This is a genomic window from Mucilaginibacter flavidus, from assembly GCF_024055575.1.
In the GTDB taxonomy this organism is placed as follows: domain Bacteria; phylum Bacteroidota; class Bacteroidia; order Sphingobacteriales; family Sphingobacteriaceae; genus Mucilaginibacter; species Mucilaginibacter flavidus.
Genome location: NZ_JAMXOE010000040.1, coordinates 15105 through 32585 on the forward strand (window position 1 = coordinate 15105; position 17481 = coordinate 32585).

Sequence of the window (17481 nt, forward strand, 5' to 3'; positions counted from 1 at the left end):
TTATTAACATGACACTCCAGGAGATATTCGATATAATAAGTGCAAACATTGCCGCAAATAATGGGACGTTAAAACTCGCACCCAATACTATCTCATCTCCCGAGATAACAGATTTGTTTGATAAATATTTACTTGATGCCGACCTGGTAATTGATGCCGCTGTGCCCTTATTAAACAGCGGGAGCGTAACGGTTAAGGGAAACGGCAATTCGCTGATATTTTTTGATACTAATATTAATTCCCTGGTATTTACTGTTACTGACGGCGTTCCGTCGATGACTGTGGAAGCGGATGCCATTATAAAGGATGAAGGCGGCTGGACTTTCGGGAAAAGCTTCCCGGTGTTGATGTTTGGCAACTGGAGTGGTTTTTATGACCCGGGAGACCCCAAAAAGTGGATACAATACATTTTTTTCGATAGCGCGCACTTTTCGCTTACGGCAACCGGCCTTGTATTTTCAGGTTTTCTTAAGCTCGATAGCTTCCTTAGTGCTTTGGCGGGCTTATTTAACGCCGAAGTGATTGAGGTTAAGGGCGGGATAACCCTAAATAAAGGCGAAGATGGCTATATAGTTGATACAAATACCGTTGTGCCCGAAATGCGGCTTATTGGTAAAATTGGAACGGTTGAAATTAAGTTAGGCTCATTCCCGGTATTTACACTGGAGTTTTCTATGAACGCGTCGGCTTATATTATCGATAGGGGCGACGATAAAGGCAAACCCGTGCCGGCGCTCGAAATACTTATCGAAACTACCATACCAATAAACAACGACACGATAGGCGTAGCAGCAGTAATTGGTACACAATCGGAATTACTTATTATGCGGGCCATACTCCCCGACAGCATGGATGTTGGTATAGCCGAGCTGATTTCGTTGGCAAACGATGAGAACTTATTGGCGGTAATGCCATCAAACATACCCGTAATTAACGATTTTGTACTGAAGGACTGGCAGCTCACATTTAATACCTCGCAAAAAACGTTATCCCAGGTTTCTATTCAAGTGGGCACCAGGGCCGATTACAGTTGGGCCATTATTCCCGGCTATATCACCTTAAAATCGGTGGATTTGGTGTTCGGGATGACTTACGTGAATAAAATATTTAGCCCTTCGCTTGCAATTGAAGGTGTCATTACCCTCGGTACGGGGCCGTCGGCTGTAAACTTTATCATATCTGCCGCATTCCCAAGCTATGTATTTATGGGTGCGCTTGACCCGGAAACCCCTGTGGACTTAAAAGGCATAGTGGCTTACTTTTTAGGGGATACCGTTGCGAATAGCTTGCCGAACACCCTTGAGCTCGGTGTTTTAGAAATAGCCGTCGATCCTAAAAATAGCACCTATTCGCTGGAGACCGCGCTTACTACGGACATGCAGATACCTGTGATACTGACCACAATTGTAGTAAGGACGGTTTCATTCAACATAAGTTACGTAGCCGGGTTGCCAAGCGGCAGCATTACGGGCGAGTTCCAGGTAGGCACGGGCGACGAAGCACCGTTCCTGTTTGTTACTGCTGAATACGCCGGCGAAGAAGACACCTGGGTATTTAGCGGCGGATTAAAGGATGGCAGCACTATAAAGTTAAAACAGCTGATAGATACCTATTTGCCGGTTGAATATCACAAATTCAATCCGTTCGATATTACCATTACCACACTGTTTGCATCGTTTACCCAGGCCCCGCCGGCAACACCGGGCAATGAAGATGGCGCCGAAAATACTTACAACTTTAAACTGGGAGCAGAGTGGAAGTTAGACCTTGGCTTGTCGAGTCCGTTTATTATTACCGGGCTTACCGAAATCGCCTATAAAAAATCATTAACCAGTTCGCCTTATGCGGGCTTTATAGAGGGCGCGTTGAACTTTGGCAACATAAACGTAGGCGCACGGGTTGATTTTAGAGATGCATATAACGACTATACTTTCTTCTTTAACGGCTTCGAGGCCAAGCTTACTCAAAACGCCGAGAAGGACAGCATTATTTGTTTTAAGTTTACCGACGACTCAACACTTGGCAGCCTCATTGAATTGCTGATAAACGCAGCTACCGGCCAAAGTATTACCCTGCCGTCGCCATGGAATGTGATGAATAATATCAGGATGAGAGATTTTGGTTTCTCATTCAACATCACCAAAAATAAAATTGGCTTTACCTGTCCGATAGGTATCAACTTAGGCTTTATCGATATTAAAAAAATTACGCTTTACTATACTTATTTCCCGAACGATCCGAACAAGGAAGGAATTGTGGAAATTCAAATTACAGAGGGTTCATTCCTTGGCGGCGCGTTGCCGCTACCCGGGCCGTGGGATGTAGCCAAGCCCGAGACAGCCCCTGCAGTACCGGGCCAGGGCGAAAACCTTTTCCGTTTAGAGTTTTTGGGTATGGGCCAGCACGTGTCGTTAATCGACCCCAAATCACCAAATTCGGTATCCGAGGCGATAACTATGCTGAAGGATTCGTTTGAAAGTGATAAAAAAGACCCTGATCCAACTAACCCGATTGACGGCACCAAGCTTAAATTTAACAGTTCGAGCAATTGGCTCATCGGCTCGCAGTTTGTAATTGTAGATACCTTCGCCATCGGCATCGTATTCTTCGACCCGGACCTGTATGGATTATCGATTTATGTTGACGGGCCGAAAGCAAAAGTTTTCCAGGGCCTTAAGTTCGAGATACTTTATAAAAAGGTAACTGATACGGTAGGCGTTTACCAGGTTTACCTGAAACTACCGGATGCTATCAGGCAGATAGATTTTGGCACCGTATCGGTAACATTGCCAAGCATCAAAATATACATCTACACCAACGGCGACTTCAAGATCGACTTCGGCTTCCCGCTTAATGATGACTTCTCTGAATCATTCGGCCTGCAGTTGCTGCCGTTCATCGGTTCCGGTGGTTTCTATTTCGGTGTATTGAGCGCCGAAACAGCGGAGACAGTACCTGCATCAACCATCGGGAACTTTAGCCCGGTAATTGTATTTGGTGTGGGCTTGCGCGTGGGTGTGGGTAAAGAAATAAACAAAGGCATACTAAAGGCTGGGATAAGCATAGTGGTGCAGGGCCTGCTGGAAGGCACCTTTGCCTCATTTAATTATTACGATGGTAATAAGGACGATATAACCTATTACTATGTGCTGGGCAAAATATCCATTGTTGGCCATGTGTACGGCGCTATCGATTTCCTGATCATCTCGGCCGAAGTTGACCTGAAAGTTTTTGTGAGCGCACGCATTGTTTTTGAAAGCTATGAGCCTATATTAATTACGCTGTCTGCCGGTGTAAGCGTATCGGTAAAAGTGCGCATAAACCTGGGCTTCTTTAAAATAACTATCGGCTTATCGTTCTCAACCACTATCGAGTTCTCATTCACCATTGGCAAACGCGAACTCAAGCCGTGGAATGCCAAAGGCTTATATGCTGCCCATTTCAGGGAGCTGCCCCTGCTCGCGCTGGACGAAGAAACGGAATGTTTGTTTCTACCGGTAATGAACTGGCTGCCAATAATCCCGGTAACAAAAGTCGACCTTGAAATAATTTACATCCCGCAGTTTACTGTTGCAACCGACGAAGGCTCAACCGAACAAAAGGCGCGTGCCGTGGCCATGCTTTACCTGGAAAGTGCAATCGATCAACCGACTACCAGGCAACAGCGTTTAATAAACGGCGCGATAGAAGAAGTTGATTATCCGTTCACAAAGTTTGCCAAAGGTGCGTTTTTATGGGTATTGGGCGCTTACTTCAATAAAACCACCGAAGGCATACCTGTCGACACCATTTTGGCGCAGGAAATAACGATAGCAAACCTTGAAGAAATTATTTGCTACTTCTCGCAAGACGACCTGGTTGAACCGTTCTCGGTGGAGCAGATATTCACCTTTATGGAGAATTATCTGAATGCCACCATTATAACACCGGCACGCACTACCCAGGTTGTTGCCGAAAAGACAGTAAGCGTACTGCCGATTTTACCAAACCTGGTATTTGAAACCCCGGCATGCGAGATTTATTTCGACAATAAGCAGGCGAAATATACCTACGACCAGGAACAACTGCGTTTGATACATGCTTATTTCAAAGCGCTGTCGGTGCGCAACACAGGGGCCGATACTAAACAACCTGGCCGGTTATCGGCTGACGAAGAAAAGCAATCGCTGGCCACTTTTATGCTGATTGATTATATCGCCCTTTTAGCCAAAGAAAGCTCACAAAAAGGCATCGACCGGTTAACCACTATGGTTGTACCTGTTGATGAAGGCGACAGCTTCGAAAGCATAGTTGCCAATAATCCTCATTTTGGTATCTCGGCAATTGAGTTGGCGCATGCAAACCGCACGCGCAAACTTAGCGTTAACGTTGGGCTTAATCTGAAAAGAGTACCCTATACCGTAAGGCATAATGATACGCTGCATTCAATTAGCAAACGGTTTAATGTTGGGCACAATGAAATATTGCAGGCCAATATTTTCCTGAGAGAACAAGTTGTGGACCCTTGCCTGCCCACCGGCCAGCTGATGCAAACAAGCGAAAGGCTGTTTGGCGCTGATGAAAACAATCAATTTATTGCCGGCGAGCGGATATTTATACCGAATGTAAAGTACACCACATCGGCAAACGAACACGAAACCTTGCTTTCAGTAGCGAACAAACATGGCATTGATGTGCTCGACTTGATTGCCGAAAATATAGGGGTAGCCGGGCTGTTACCACATCAAAGCAAAATACTGGTGCCGTTTGTCGAGAAAATAACGGTTTCCGACCTGATTAAAGCCATGGAAGAAAACCATGATTTTGAGCACCTGTCGGGCTTATCGGCCAATATAATGTTGCAGGGCCTAAGGGTGCCACTGCCTGAAGAAAATTCGGCTATCGGAAAACCGGAAGCCATGTACAAAGTGTCGGGACAGCAAATTGATGCCTCAAAACTTGTGGAAGGTGATAAGCTTAACCTGAAATTGCCTGACTCGCTCCCATGGCTCAGTTTAGGTACACCGGGCGGCACCGAACTGCCGTTTACCCTTTTAGGGGTTGATATCGGCGCATTGCAGGACCTGCAAAAAGCGAAGTTAAAACCTGTTATTGTTGAACTGAAAGCCAGCGACCTTTTCAGGGTGCAGCCGCGTAAGTTTAGCTTGCCAAGCAACATTACCTGGGCCTTACCGGTAGCTATGTCATTGATGAATGGCGATAACCTGTTGCAGGATAACATCGACCCATCGATTTGGATGTTTAAAAACAGCCTGCAAGCCTTGTTAAGCGGCTACGATGCCATTGCACCTAAAGTTAGCCTGCTAAAACAAGTGCAGGAAACCCAGACGAGGACCGCCAAACCGGTGCCTATAAATGATTACACATGGTCTACCAAAATTGATGTAAGGTTAAGGCAGGTAAGATCGAGCGAGGACCCTGCCAAACTGATGCCGAATGTATACGAGTTGCACGGCATCGACCCGGCATCGATGAGCTTGCTGCAAAACCTGATCGAATACCACGCGGCCAATCCGGGCAATACCATCATCAACCAAATTGATATCCTGTATTCAAAAGACCCTGCACAGGACGGGCAGAAAGAACCGCCAAGTGGTTTACGGTCTGACAGTATTGCCAATACCAGCATGTATTTGCTGCAAACAAATCTTTCGACCCTCTCAAATCCGCCTCAACTGGCAAGCGCCAGGGCTTTGGGAGCGATACCGGGTATGCAGGACAACCTGTTAGGTATGAGTCAATTGGAATTCGTGACCTACATGTGGGAATCGGCGATTGTCGGCACCGGCGGGTATTATTTATACTACCTGGTTAAAGATAGCAAGAACGGCCTGCCCGATTATTTATTTAACGGTGATACCGATGTGACTATTTCGGTAGTAATTACTTACGATATAACCAATAACGTGCTGCATAATTTCCTTAACAGCGTGATTATAAGGGAGCCAATTAATATTCAGGACGAAATATTATACATTGAAACCCTGGCACAAACGGTTACAGGCGTAACAATGGCGGAAGGCGACACATTACAGGCCTTTGCCAGGCGTTACAGTACTACCGTTGGAGAAATTGCCGTACAGAACAAAAAATCCCATTTCAGGCAAAATATGAGGCTTGCAATTCCGGTAAGCCAGGCAAATACTGCGCAAAACGGGCACCTCACCGCAGCAGCAGAGAGCCTGGAAATACTGGCAGAGAAATACGGCGTAAGCATTATTTCGCTTGCCCATGCCAATAAACACCAACCGCAGCTATTCGAAGCGCCGTTGACTTTCGATACCCGTATAGAAGTGAAAGTGGCCACCGTTCCGCCTGGAAATATCGGTTTCACCATGAAGCGGAAAGGTCCGGGAGCAGTTACAGCGTCAACCGATGCTGAGCAAAACCTGCAGGAGCTTTATAACCTATTGGGCTACAACATCGCCAAAAATGATGATTTTGATGAAGCAGTCTCCGGCCTTCCGGCTGCCCCTGGCGATAATAACCCGCCGCCTCCAAATGATTTAGACGAACCAATGCGCCCAACCGGCGTTACCGACGAGGATATGCCATACAACCGTATTTTGCCGGTGTATCCTTTCGTAAAAACCGTGGTGACGGACGCCTCATCGGACGATTTGCCGCCCGAAAAGGAAGACCCGTATCGTGCAGTTGGCAAAACCGTGCAGATCGATATGCGCTGGCAGGATATCTTCGGTAACCTCACATCGTTCCAAAATATCCCTGATCCGGGGCCTGCAATACTGCCGGATATAACCGTAGGTTACACCGATCCGGTTATTGGCCTTAGCCTTTTCCCAAGTGTTTCGGCATCGTACGTTGTGGATAAGCCGGAAGGTGGTTCAACTAACCTGTACATCACGCTGGCGTTTAACCCTACCAATTATTTGCCGGTTGAAAGCGCTGCTGAAGTGGCATGGAAAAAACGCGCCGAAGCCGACCGCGGGACTTATGTGCAAATTTATTACCAGCTCATACAGGAGGATATGAAGGTTATCATATCAAACTCGCTTGAGGGCGACACAGGTCTTGCGGCAATCGAAACAGACCCTAAGGCGGTGTTGATAAACATGGTAATAGCCATTTACCAATACCTCGGCGAAATTTTAAAACCAGGCGCGGACCCTTACGTGTTCTACACTGTTGAAGAAGGTGATACGCTGGAAAAGATAGCGACCAAATACGATACAACCCCGCAGAATATCCGCATGGCCAATCCTTCAATACCCGCCGATGGAAAACTCAAAGAGGGCGAGGTAATCATTGTGCCTTTGGTTACCATACCGGCCAACCAGATAATTGAAAGCCCGGTAAGCGACACCAATCCGCTGGCCTTGTTTGCGCTGGTTACCAAGCTGAAACTTGCTCGCGAGTTAGACCTTGTTGACGATGGTTTTAAGGATGAACCTTCGGTGCTTTTTTCAACCTCGGTGCTTGGCCCTAACCTCACAAAGGATAATTCCGCAAGTTCCGGCGGGCCTGGTAGCGCCATTACGATACAGGAGTTTGCCCAAAAACTGCAAGCAGCATTCCCCGAACTGAAAGCAGCTTCGGGTATGCCTAAATTGGGAACGGAAGACAATAGCCCGATTGATATTTGGGTGGCCAGGTTTAATGACAGTGCTACCGGAATCCAGTTCTCCATCCCGGATGTTGGCAACCCGTATTACTTTGCGTTGCTGCCGCTGGCAACCCACCTGCTATCGCGCGATATGGTTAAGATATATCCTTACCATACAGGTACCCCGATATCAGACGAAACACCGGTTGAGTCGGCCTTTAACGGTATAGATATTGAAAAGATGGCCCAAACATGTTTGGCCGCTATAGACATATTCCTGCAAGCCGATTTTTCGATACCCGCCTGGCAAATTGAAAATACTATCGACAAACCATTAAGCGGTAGCGGGGCAGGGGCAATACTGCATCCGTATCAATACGTAATAAATGCCAAGAAGGACCTTGCCGACAATATTGTTAAACACATAGCCACTGTGCTTGCCGAAGACAACGAGCCCGATAATGGCAATATGACAAATGCTGCGGAACGGCTAAGGCAGGAACTGCTCATTAGTCTCTCAAATGCATACAGCATCGATACCGTGCTGCAGTTTAACGTGGAGGTGACGTCGCCATATAATGATCCCGACGTTATAGCGCCGAACCTGTTTGGTAAAGTGTTGGATCCGAATGATACTACACAGGCCGACCAAAAGGCCTATGCGTTTTCAACCACGCGCTTCTCGCTCGAAAAATCTGACCTAAGTGGCGGTAAGCAATCGTACCTGACTATCCTGTTCAATTCTAAAAAAGACAATGACCTGCATGGCGAAAGCAGTTTCTTTGGGATCGACCTGCAATACGAGATCAATTCGATTGAACATGATATACAAAATGTCGATAGCATAAAAGGCTATAAGGCATCATCGTGGCTAACGTTTATTCTTCCGTTTGATGATGCTGATACCGGGCTGGGCAACTTGAAGATACCTATCCCGCTGCGGGCCTATCCAACAGCGCCGTCGCTTACCGGGCAAACCTTTAAATCGGTTGCTGATGCCGCCGGACTGATTGAAAATGCTGCGCCTGTTGAAGATAAATTGTTGGAAGCCAAAGAATGGAATTATACCTATACGTATGATTACCTGAGGGCACAGCAGGATACTATCAATACTGATATAATTCTTAATGTTCCGTCGCAATCGTTAATGAATGCCCGCTTTGCCGACGATGAAGACCCTGACCTGTTTGCGGCTTTACTGCAATTCTCGAACGCTTACCCCGGCATACAGCGGGATTTCAACGAGTTCCTGCTCGACCAGTCGAACCCTGATTATGCGTACACAGCAATGCAGTCGTTCGCCTGGCTGGTAAAACGCGTGGCGACCGCATGGGGCAAATGGGAAGAAAACAGGCAGCTATACGCCGATGCAAGTACCGGCGAGGTAAATTACAAGTACGAGATAGTGGAAAGCGGGATAGTAATTGATGAACAAAATGCACTCTTGATTTCAGTTACGCCGCGGCCCGGTACAAAATACAAGCTGCCTTATGTAAAAATTGAAGGCTTTATTACCCATCCGGTTGATAACACGGAAGAGCTTAAAAGCTTTGCCTATTATACCATGGTTGATGGTAAAAAGAAATATCTGTCGCCCGATGATGGCCGTAAAATAACGCAGCGTATAATCGGGTACGATAAATTCAATATCATTAACGAAGAAAATATATGGTCGGGGATTGCAATAACACGTAATAAAATACTGGTTCCGGGAATAAAGACCAACGAGGAATTTATTTACACAACACCAACCATACGTTTTGTAAGCGTACTTACGCCGCTGCTGGACCCTAATATTGAGATTAACATAGCGGACTATACATCCGAACCAGCCAAACAACCGTTGCAGTTATACTTAAGCAATTTCCTGCAAGCCCTGTTTGCGGAGTTGATTGATGAAACAACAACAAGGCAGATTAAAATAGGCAGCAGCTATGTTTATGATATACAGGAAAATATCCCGGGATTAAGCGCCGAGATACCGATAAGCATTTCAACTCCCTACAATTTTGAGATACCGGCTGATTGGGATAATACCTTATGCCCCGCAAAGCCCGGCGACATCACGCCCGAAAGTCCGTTTGTATGCCAGCTGACTGCGTTGCTGCAAAACTGGTTTGCCGGGAATACACCGGTTACAACTAATGCAAAATTCAGGTTTGATATTCAACTATTCTCGGGGCTTTCAAACACCCAGTTGCCGGTGCTGAGGATACGCAATTTGTACCTGGAAGAAAAAAATATTAAATGGATCTAAAATCTTCGTATTGATAAAATTGAAAATAAAGAAGCAATGAAAGAGGAAAAAAAAGAGCCTGCTAAAGCAGCTGATAAACTAACCGACGGGAACCAGGGCGACCAGGGCGATCAAGGGCCGCAGGGAGATCAGGGTCCGCAGGGGTACCAGGGCAACCAGGGATTCCAGGGTAATCAGGGATACCAGGGCGACCAGGGTACGCAAGGGTACCAGGGAAATCAAGGTAACCAGGGCTTCCAGGGAGATCAGGGCGACCAGGGAAACCAGGGAAAAGTAGGCGTACCTGGCGGCAATTGGAGCTATATGATCCTCAATGGGATACAGGGCGATCAGGGATTCCAGGGAAACCAGGGCTTTCAAGGTAATCAGGGTTTTCAGGGCGATAAAGGTGACCAGGGCAACCAAGGCTTCCAGGGCGATAAAGGTGACCAGGGCTTTCAAGGTAATCAGGGTTTTCAGGGCGATAAAGGCTTCCAGGGCAACCAAGGCTTCCAGGGCGATAAAGGAGATCAAGGTAATCAAGGATTTCAAGGCGATAAAGGCGACCAGGGTAATCAGGGTTTTCAGGGCGATAAAGGCGACCAGGGTAATCAAGGTTTCCAGGGTAATCAAGGCTTTCAAGGAGATAAAGGCGACCAGGGTAATCAGGGTTTCCAAGGTGATAAAGGTGACCAGGGTAATCAGGGTTTTCAGGGCGATAAAGGCGACCAGGGTAATCAAGGCTTTCAAGGAGATAAAGGCGACCAGGGTAATCAGGGTTTCCAAGGTGATAAAGGCGACCAGGGTAATCAGGGTTTCCAGGGTGATAAAGGCGACCAGGGCAATCAAGGATTCCAGGGTGATAAAGGCGACCAGGGCAATCAAGGATTCCAGGGTGATAAAGGCGACCAGGGTAACCAAGGCTTTCAGGGGGACAAAGGCGACCAGGGCAATCAAGGTTTTCAGGGAGATAAAGGCGACCAGGGTAATCAAGGTTTCCAGGGCGATAAAGGCGACCAAGGTAATCAAGGTTTCCAGGGTAATAAGGGCGACCAGGGAAACCAGGGCTTTCAAGGCGATAAAGGTGATCAGGGTAATCAAGGAAACCAGGGTAATAAAGGCGATCAAGGATATCAGGGCGACCAGGGTAACCAGGGCTACCAGGGTAATAGCGGCAGCTCGGGCAATATACCTGCGGGCCTCGTGATGCTTTCAAACTCGGACGTGCCGCCCGACGGATTTATTAATACAGGGCTAATCGTATTGCCGACTACACTTACCAGGGCATTCAGCCTTAAAAGCGATATGCCTTTGGCCCGCATGTGGCAGGCAACTGCTGTGTTTGATAATAAAATATACGCGTTTGGTGGTGCACCCAATACCAGCGCTGTAGATTCAAATTCCGTCATTAACCAAATGTTCGACACGTCTGTAGGTGGTTGGAAGGTGATGGCACCGATGTCGGTAAGGCGTTTTGCGGCGTCGGCTGTTACTTTCGATGATATAATATTCGTGATGGGTGGATTCACGGGTTCAACCGTGGTTACAACAAGCGAAGCATATACGCCCAAAAGTGACTCGTGGTTTTTTAGCCTGCCGGCGCCAGTGCCATCACCTGCCGTTGGCGCCGCGGCAGCCCGTTACAACAGCACGATAGTTTTATTGGGGGGCAATGGTAGCAGTAATGCAATTTTGCAGGTTTTTACACCACAAGCTAATAAATGGGCTACTTTTAATACAGCGGCGCCCCAGTTTACCGGTGGAGGCGCGGTGATGGTAGGCTCAAGGCTCTATGTACTTGGGGGTAACACCAGGGGCTTTAGTTCGGGCGCAACCTCATCTGTATATGGCTATCTCGAGATGTCGAACCTCAGTTGGACATCGATACCGGCGCCATCGTCGGTAGGGTTCTATTTTTCGGGCGCAGCGCTTTTGAATGATAAAATATACCTGATGGGCGGCGTTAACTACAACGGCTCCTCGTGGAGCTCGGTATATGTGCTTGACTATAAAACCAATACCTGGACCAACAGCACCATCGAACTTGCGGTTGCAACAGCTGGCCTGTCATCGGCGGCGGTTGGCAATGCTATGTATGTAATAGGAGGGGGCACAACTCTTAACGGCCCTGCCCTGGCTAATACACAAACAAGCGAGGCTAATTTGTTTTACCTTTTAAGAAAACTATAAGTCGTTTATTTTTACCAATGACTAATAACCAATGACTAACCTGTCAGTTTTTACACCTACGCATCAAACGCGCTTCCTCGGGGATGCTTACGCATCGATGCAACAACAATCGGTAACAGATTGGGAGTGGCTGCTGTTGTTAAACGGTGGCGCCTCAAAAAACGACCTCCCTGCAACGCTCGTTAACGACCTGAGGGTGAAGTTGTTTTACTCGCCTGCTGTTAAAGGTGTTGGTGATGCAAAAGCGCAATGCCTGCAACACGCTGCCGGCAAATATATGCTGGAGCTTGACCACGACGATATGCTGCACCCTAATGCATTTACCGAGGTAATGCAAGCCTTTGGGCAGGGCGCACAATTTGTATTTTCGAACACCAGCCGGATGACGGAAACAGGTGAGCCCGAGTTTACAGAATACAATAAAAGGCACGGATGGGCATACCGGCCATTTGAGCATAATGGCAAAACATACAACGAATGCCTCTCGTTTTCGCCCACACCGCAAACCATGTCGTACATATGGTATATGCCAAACCATTTGCGCGCTTTTACCAAAGAGCTTTACCAATCGGCTGGCGGGTATAACACTGAATTATCTGTTTGCGACGACCAGGACTTGATTCAGCGCATGTACATTGCCGATTCACGATTTGCGCATATAGAAAAACCGCTCTATTTTCAACGCATCCACCAGTCGCAAACGCAGGTTATACAAAATCAGCTTATACAGCAAAAAAACACTGAATTGTATAAGCAAAACATCAGCGATATTATGCTCAGCTGGGCCAAACGCAATAACCTGCTGGCTCTTGACATGGGGGCTGCACACCGCAAAAAGCCCGGTTTTTTAGGCGTTGATATGTACGATTTGCCGCACGTGGATATTGTTGCCGATTGTAATTTAAGACTACCGTTTGAAGATAACTCGGTTGGCGTGATAAGGGCGGTTGATTTCATGGAGCACGTAAAAGACTCGATCCACCTCATGAATGAGTTTTACCGGGTGCTGGCACATGGTGGCATGTTGTTGTCGATGACGCCATCAACCGATGGTCGGGGTGCTTTCCAGGACCCTACACATGTGAGTTTCTGGAACGAAAATTCGTTCTGGTATTACACAAAATCAAACATCAGGAATTTTGTGCCACAAATAAAAGCAAGGTTTCAGCCCTCGTTTATCGAAACCAGCTACCCTAACGACTTTTGTAAACAAAATAATATTTACTACGTAACGGCAAATTTAACAGCAATAAAAACAGAAGAACGCCTGCCGGGAGTATTGGATATTTAATGATATCGTACAGTTTTTAAGATTTTTCCATCAACCATAAAAATATTACCATGCCAGCTAAACTATTTGTAAATAATACCGGGTACGAAATTAACGGCAACCTTACCGTAAGGGCAGGCAGCCAACCCGGCCAAAACTTAAATTCGGTGCAATTTGTATTGGATTCGTCGATGGGGTCGCAACAGGTAGTTAATTACGGCGATCCTCAGAATGTATTTATGGATCAGCTGGAAATTTCGACCCTTGCGCTGGGTGGCTATATTATCTCAAACCAGATTGTGGTTACCCGCGGAAGTATTATTGACGATATGTTTAATACCCAGGATACCATAACTATTACGCTTAACAACCAGTCGTTTGTAGTAACTACATCCAATACCTGGACCATATAACACCAGCGGCGTACATATTTTAGCTTGCCTGCATTATTTCCCCGTTAGCGAAGGGTACTATTCAGGGAATTACATTGCCATACTTGTCAAGGTTGGTATGGCATTTCGGGCACGTTGTTCCACCCCAAAGCGCCTGCGATCCGTTTTTGGGCATACGAACAATAGGTTGCTTAGTTTGGCATACAGGGCAGTGTACACGCTTTAAATGTATGCCCCACTTAGACTTGTTTTTGCTGGCTATTTTGAGCAAAATTACAAACCCTATTGCTATGATGGCATAAATAAAAACCTGAATCATTGGGAGTGTGTTAAGTATGTTTAGTTGGCTTAAAAATAGGGAATTCTTCTGAATCCCGTAGATTATATGCCTGCTTGTACCCGAATCATGGGTAAAAGGCGTGTAATCGGTTACCCTAAAAAACTCAATGCCTGTATATTATCCGGCGCCGTCATTAAATAAGTTTGAATGCCGAGCCTTGTTGCGGTCGCAATATGCTGCGGACTATCGTCAATAAACAGCGTTTCTGCCGGGTCGAGGTTGTTTTCGTTTAGCACCTGTTCAAAAATTTCGGCATTGGGCTTGCGCTTGCCCACAAGGTGCGAGTAATACACTTTTTCGAACAAATGGTCGTTCCCGGTAAAACCAAATTCTTTTTCCAGGTAATTCATTATGTAATCATAATGAATTGGGTTGATGTTACTCAATAAAAAAGTGCGGTACTTCGGTTTCAGGCTCAGCAATAATTCGTGGTTGCCGGGTGTTACACCAACCAGTAATCCGTTCCACGCGCTATCAATTTGCGCATCAGTTAAACCTGGGTTGCCGATCTTTTGACGGATATAGGCCCTGAACTCTTCAGCCGTCGCCGAGCCATCTTCAAACGCCGTGAAAATTGGGTCCTGCACCCTGTGTCCGTAAAACTCATTCGAATTATCGATGCCGATTTCTTCCCATGCTTTCTGCGATTTCATGAAATCGAGAATGAAAATTACATTGCCGTAGTCGAAAATGATATTTTTTATAGTGGCCATAAAGTGAGCTTAAACGTTGATAGCAAACATACTAATAAGAGGAAAATTAGGCCACGGAAAATAGAATATTTATAATTTGTATAATTTCATTTTTAAGTAATCAACTTTTTTTTACCTTTGCAACTCACAAAAATAACCAGCGCCTATAGCTCAGTTGGTTAGAGTAGAAGACTCATAATCTTTTGGTCCCTGGTTCGAGCCCAGGTGGGCGCACAACTTACCCTTTGAATGGGTCTTAAAACCCCTTAAATAGCTTATTTAAGGGGTTTTTTCATTTATTATACCCTCAACAACCCTTAAGAAAGCCAAACTTCTGTGCACCTAACTGAGCACCTGTTTTAAGTATTTAACTTAGTGCTCAGTTTTGATCTTATGTGCAAATTAACAGCATTTTACAAGGAATAAAATCTTTGAAAGCTGAATCATTGCAAATTATAGCCATCGCAATACAGCGCGGCCATAACCAACAAAGGATCAAATTAAAATTATATTTTATGAAAACTGCACAATCGTTTCGAATTCACTTTGTCTTAAGGGCGTATTTAGCTAAAAATGGAAAAGCGCCGCTTTATGTCAGCGTAACCGTTAATAAGGAAAAATGCCTTATCGGGTTAAAGCAAAGTATTGACCTTAACAACTGGGATACTGAAAAAGGGATACCCAAAGGAAACCGTGAACAAGTAAAAGTACTGAATAACTACCTGGACGAGGTTAAATTGGCACTTGGCAACTGCTATAAGGAATTAATGCTTAAAGGGCGGTTACCGTCAGCAACTGCCGTCAAAAATTCTTATCTCGGTGAAGCTGATGAAGGTTTCACGTTAAGCAAGCTTTTTACTTACCATAACGAATCATCAACCGAAGACCTGAAATGGAGTACCCTTAAGCACTATTACGTGACCCAGCGGTATTTAGTAAAGTTCCTCGAAGAAAGTTATAAAGTCACCGATATATATCTCAGAGAATTGAATTATAAGTTTGTTAAGGATTTTGAGGTATATCTACGGAACCATGAACCGAAAGACCACCAAAAGCCTATGAACAACAATGGAGTTATGAAACACCTTATCAGGTTAAAGAAAATGGTAAATCTCGCTCAAAACCTGCGCTGGATAGATAATGATCCCTTTGCTACTTATAAACTTAAAATGCAAAAGGTAAATCGAGAACAACTTTCTGAAGTCGAGCTTAAATCTATTGAAAGCAAAAAGCTACACATTGAACGCCTGGATATGGTTAGGGATATGTTCGTTTTTAGTTGTTATACTGGTTTATCCTATGTCGATATGATCAATCTGACACCTGAAAATATTATTGCCGGTACAGATGGTGACCGTTGGGTCAGGACCTGCCGGGAGAAAACAATGATTCCAGTGAATGTTCCATTATTACCCAGTGCCTTAAATATTATTGATAAGTATAAAGCCAATGAACGTGCTTTAGCAGACGGCAAAGTATTTCCAACCGTTTCAAATCAAAAGGTTAATAGCTATTTGAAAGAGATAGCTGATTTGTCAGGCATTACAAAAAACGTTACCTTCCATATTGCCAGGCATACTTTTGCTACTACCATTGCGCTATCAAATGGCGTTCCTATTGAAACGGTAAGCAAAATGTTAGGGCATACAAAAATTGCAACCACTCAAATATATGCAAAGGTTTTAGAGAAGAAATTAAAGGAGGATATGTTAAATTTAAAGATTCGTTTACAAAATAATATACAAAAATGATATTTAAGTAATCTTTTTAAAATAGTTCGCTAAACAAAAGCGTGTAAACTAAGGCATTATTTAACGAGCTGGTTCTATATAAGAACTTTCCTCAAAATGGCATCTTAAAAATGTTAAGTTTGTTTAAATTTATAGTCATTTTAAGACGCCATTGAATGGATTTAGTTAATACTTTGTGGAATTTTTGTCATACCCTTCGTCATGAAGGTGTTGATTATAGCGATTATATAGAAGAACTTACATATTTATTGTTTCTTAAAATTGCTGAAGAACGTGGTATAGAAATCCCGACTGGATGCACCTGGAACGATTTAACAGAATTGAACCAAGACGATTTACTTAATGGGTATAATTCTATATTGCTTAACTTAAGTACTCAACCAAATATCCTTGGTGATATTTTTCGTCAGCCTATCGCAAAAATAAGAAGCTCAAATGCCTTAAAAAAACTTCTTAAACACATTGATGATATTAATTGGTCGGAAATTAATGAAGACGTCATGGGGTCTACATTTGAGGGTCTATTAGAAAAAGCAGCAAGTGAAAGTAAAAAAGGGGCTGGACAATATTTCACCCCCAGGCCATTAATTGAGTCTATAGTTTCTGTTATGAAACCCGATCCCTTCGAAAAGTCAGATTTCAATATTTCAGACGTTGCATGTGGGACCTCCGGATTCATAATTTCAAGCTTCGAATGGTTTAAATCAAGCCATGATATAAAGTCCCTTTCCGATTCAAAAAAGAACAAATTATTTGAAAAGACTTATTTTGGACAGGAATTAGTTGTTAGGCCAAGACGTATGGCCCAAATGAATCTATATTTACATGGAATCAATCCCGCAAATATTAAATAGGGCGATACCATATATGAAGAATTAGATGAGCGCAAATTTTCGTGTATTTTAACAAATCCCCCTTTTGGTAATAGAGTGGATATTCCGCTGATATTGACCACCTGATTCCGGGATAGGTTGACACCCGATTCCGCTGCAAATTGACCACCCCATTCCGGGCAAATTGACCAGGGTATTCCGGGCCAAACTGAC

Annotated in this window: 7 protein-coding genes and 1 tRNA gene; 7 read left to right on the forward strand and 1 reads right to left on the reverse strand. The window is 44.9% G+C overall.

Annotated elements, in window-relative coordinates; translation table 11 throughout:
- Positions 1 to 8 precede the first annotated feature (8 nt).
- Genes NAF19_RS29255 through NAF19_RS29270 form a run of 4 tightly spaced genes read left to right on the forward strand, consistent with a single transcriptional unit; the run spans position 9 to position 13673 of the window.
- A complete protein-coding gene (locus NAF19_RS29255; protein ID WP_252793929.1) occupies positions 9 to 9821 on the forward strand; it encodes a LysM peptidoglycan-binding domain-containing protein in 9813 nt (3270 codons plus the stop codon).
- Between the two features lie 36 nt (positions 9822 to 9857).
- Positions 9858 to 11990, forward strand: a complete 2133-nt coding sequence (locus NAF19_RS29260) for a kelch repeat-containing protein (protein ID WP_252793930.1) — start codon at positions 9858 to 9860, stop codon at positions 11988 to 11990.
- Positions 11991 to 12021: 31 nt separating this feature from the next.
- Entirely contained in the window at positions 12022 to 13281 is a 1260-nt protein-coding gene (locus tag NAF19_RS29265; protein ID WP_252793931.1) for a glycosyltransferase, read from the forward strand.
- A gap of 50 nt (positions 13282 to 13331) precedes the next feature.
- The gene (locus tag NAF19_RS29270; protein ID WP_252793932.1) at positions 13332 to 13673 is read left to right on the forward strand and encodes a hypothetical protein; all 342 of its coding nucleotides are present in this window, start codon (positions 13332 to 13334) and stop codon (positions 13671 to 13673) included.
- A gap of 408 nt (positions 13674 to 14081) precedes the next feature.
- Here the strand turns inward: NAF19_RS29270 and NAF19_RS29275 are convergent, their stop codons facing one another.
- Positions 14082 to 14705, reverse strand: coding sequence for an HAD family hydrolase (locus tag NAF19_RS29275; RefSeq protein ID WP_252793933.1), 624 nt, complete (start codon positions 14703 to 14705; stop codon positions 14082 to 14084).
- A 139-nt stretch (positions 14706 to 14844) separates the two neighbouring features.
- Here NAF19_RS29275 and NAF19_RS29280 point away from each other — a divergent pair.
- The 3 genes from NAF19_RS29280 to NAF19_RS29290 all read left to right on the forward strand — a co-directional run bounded on the left by NAF19_RS29280 (position 14845) and on the right by NAF19_RS29290 (position 17289).
- A tRNA-Ile gene (locus tag NAF19_RS29280) sits at positions 14845 to 14918 on the forward strand.
- 281 nt (positions 14919 to 15199) lie between these two features.
- Positions 15200 to 16435 carry a site-specific integrase gene (locus NAF19_RS29285; RefSeq protein WP_252793934.1) on the forward strand — a complete coding sequence of 412 codons (1236 nt, stop codon included), beginning with the start codon at positions 15200 to 15202 and terminating at the stop codon, positions 16433 to 16435.
- Positions 16436 to 16590: 155 nt separating this feature from the next.
- Positions 16591 to 17289: a class I SAM-dependent DNA methyltransferase gene (locus tag NAF19_RS29290; RefSeq protein ID WP_252793935.1), complete on the forward strand. Its 699-nt coding sequence runs from the start codon at positions 16591 to 16593 to the stop codon at positions 17287 to 17289.
- The last annotated feature ends 192 nt before the right edge of the window (positions 17290 to 17481 follow it).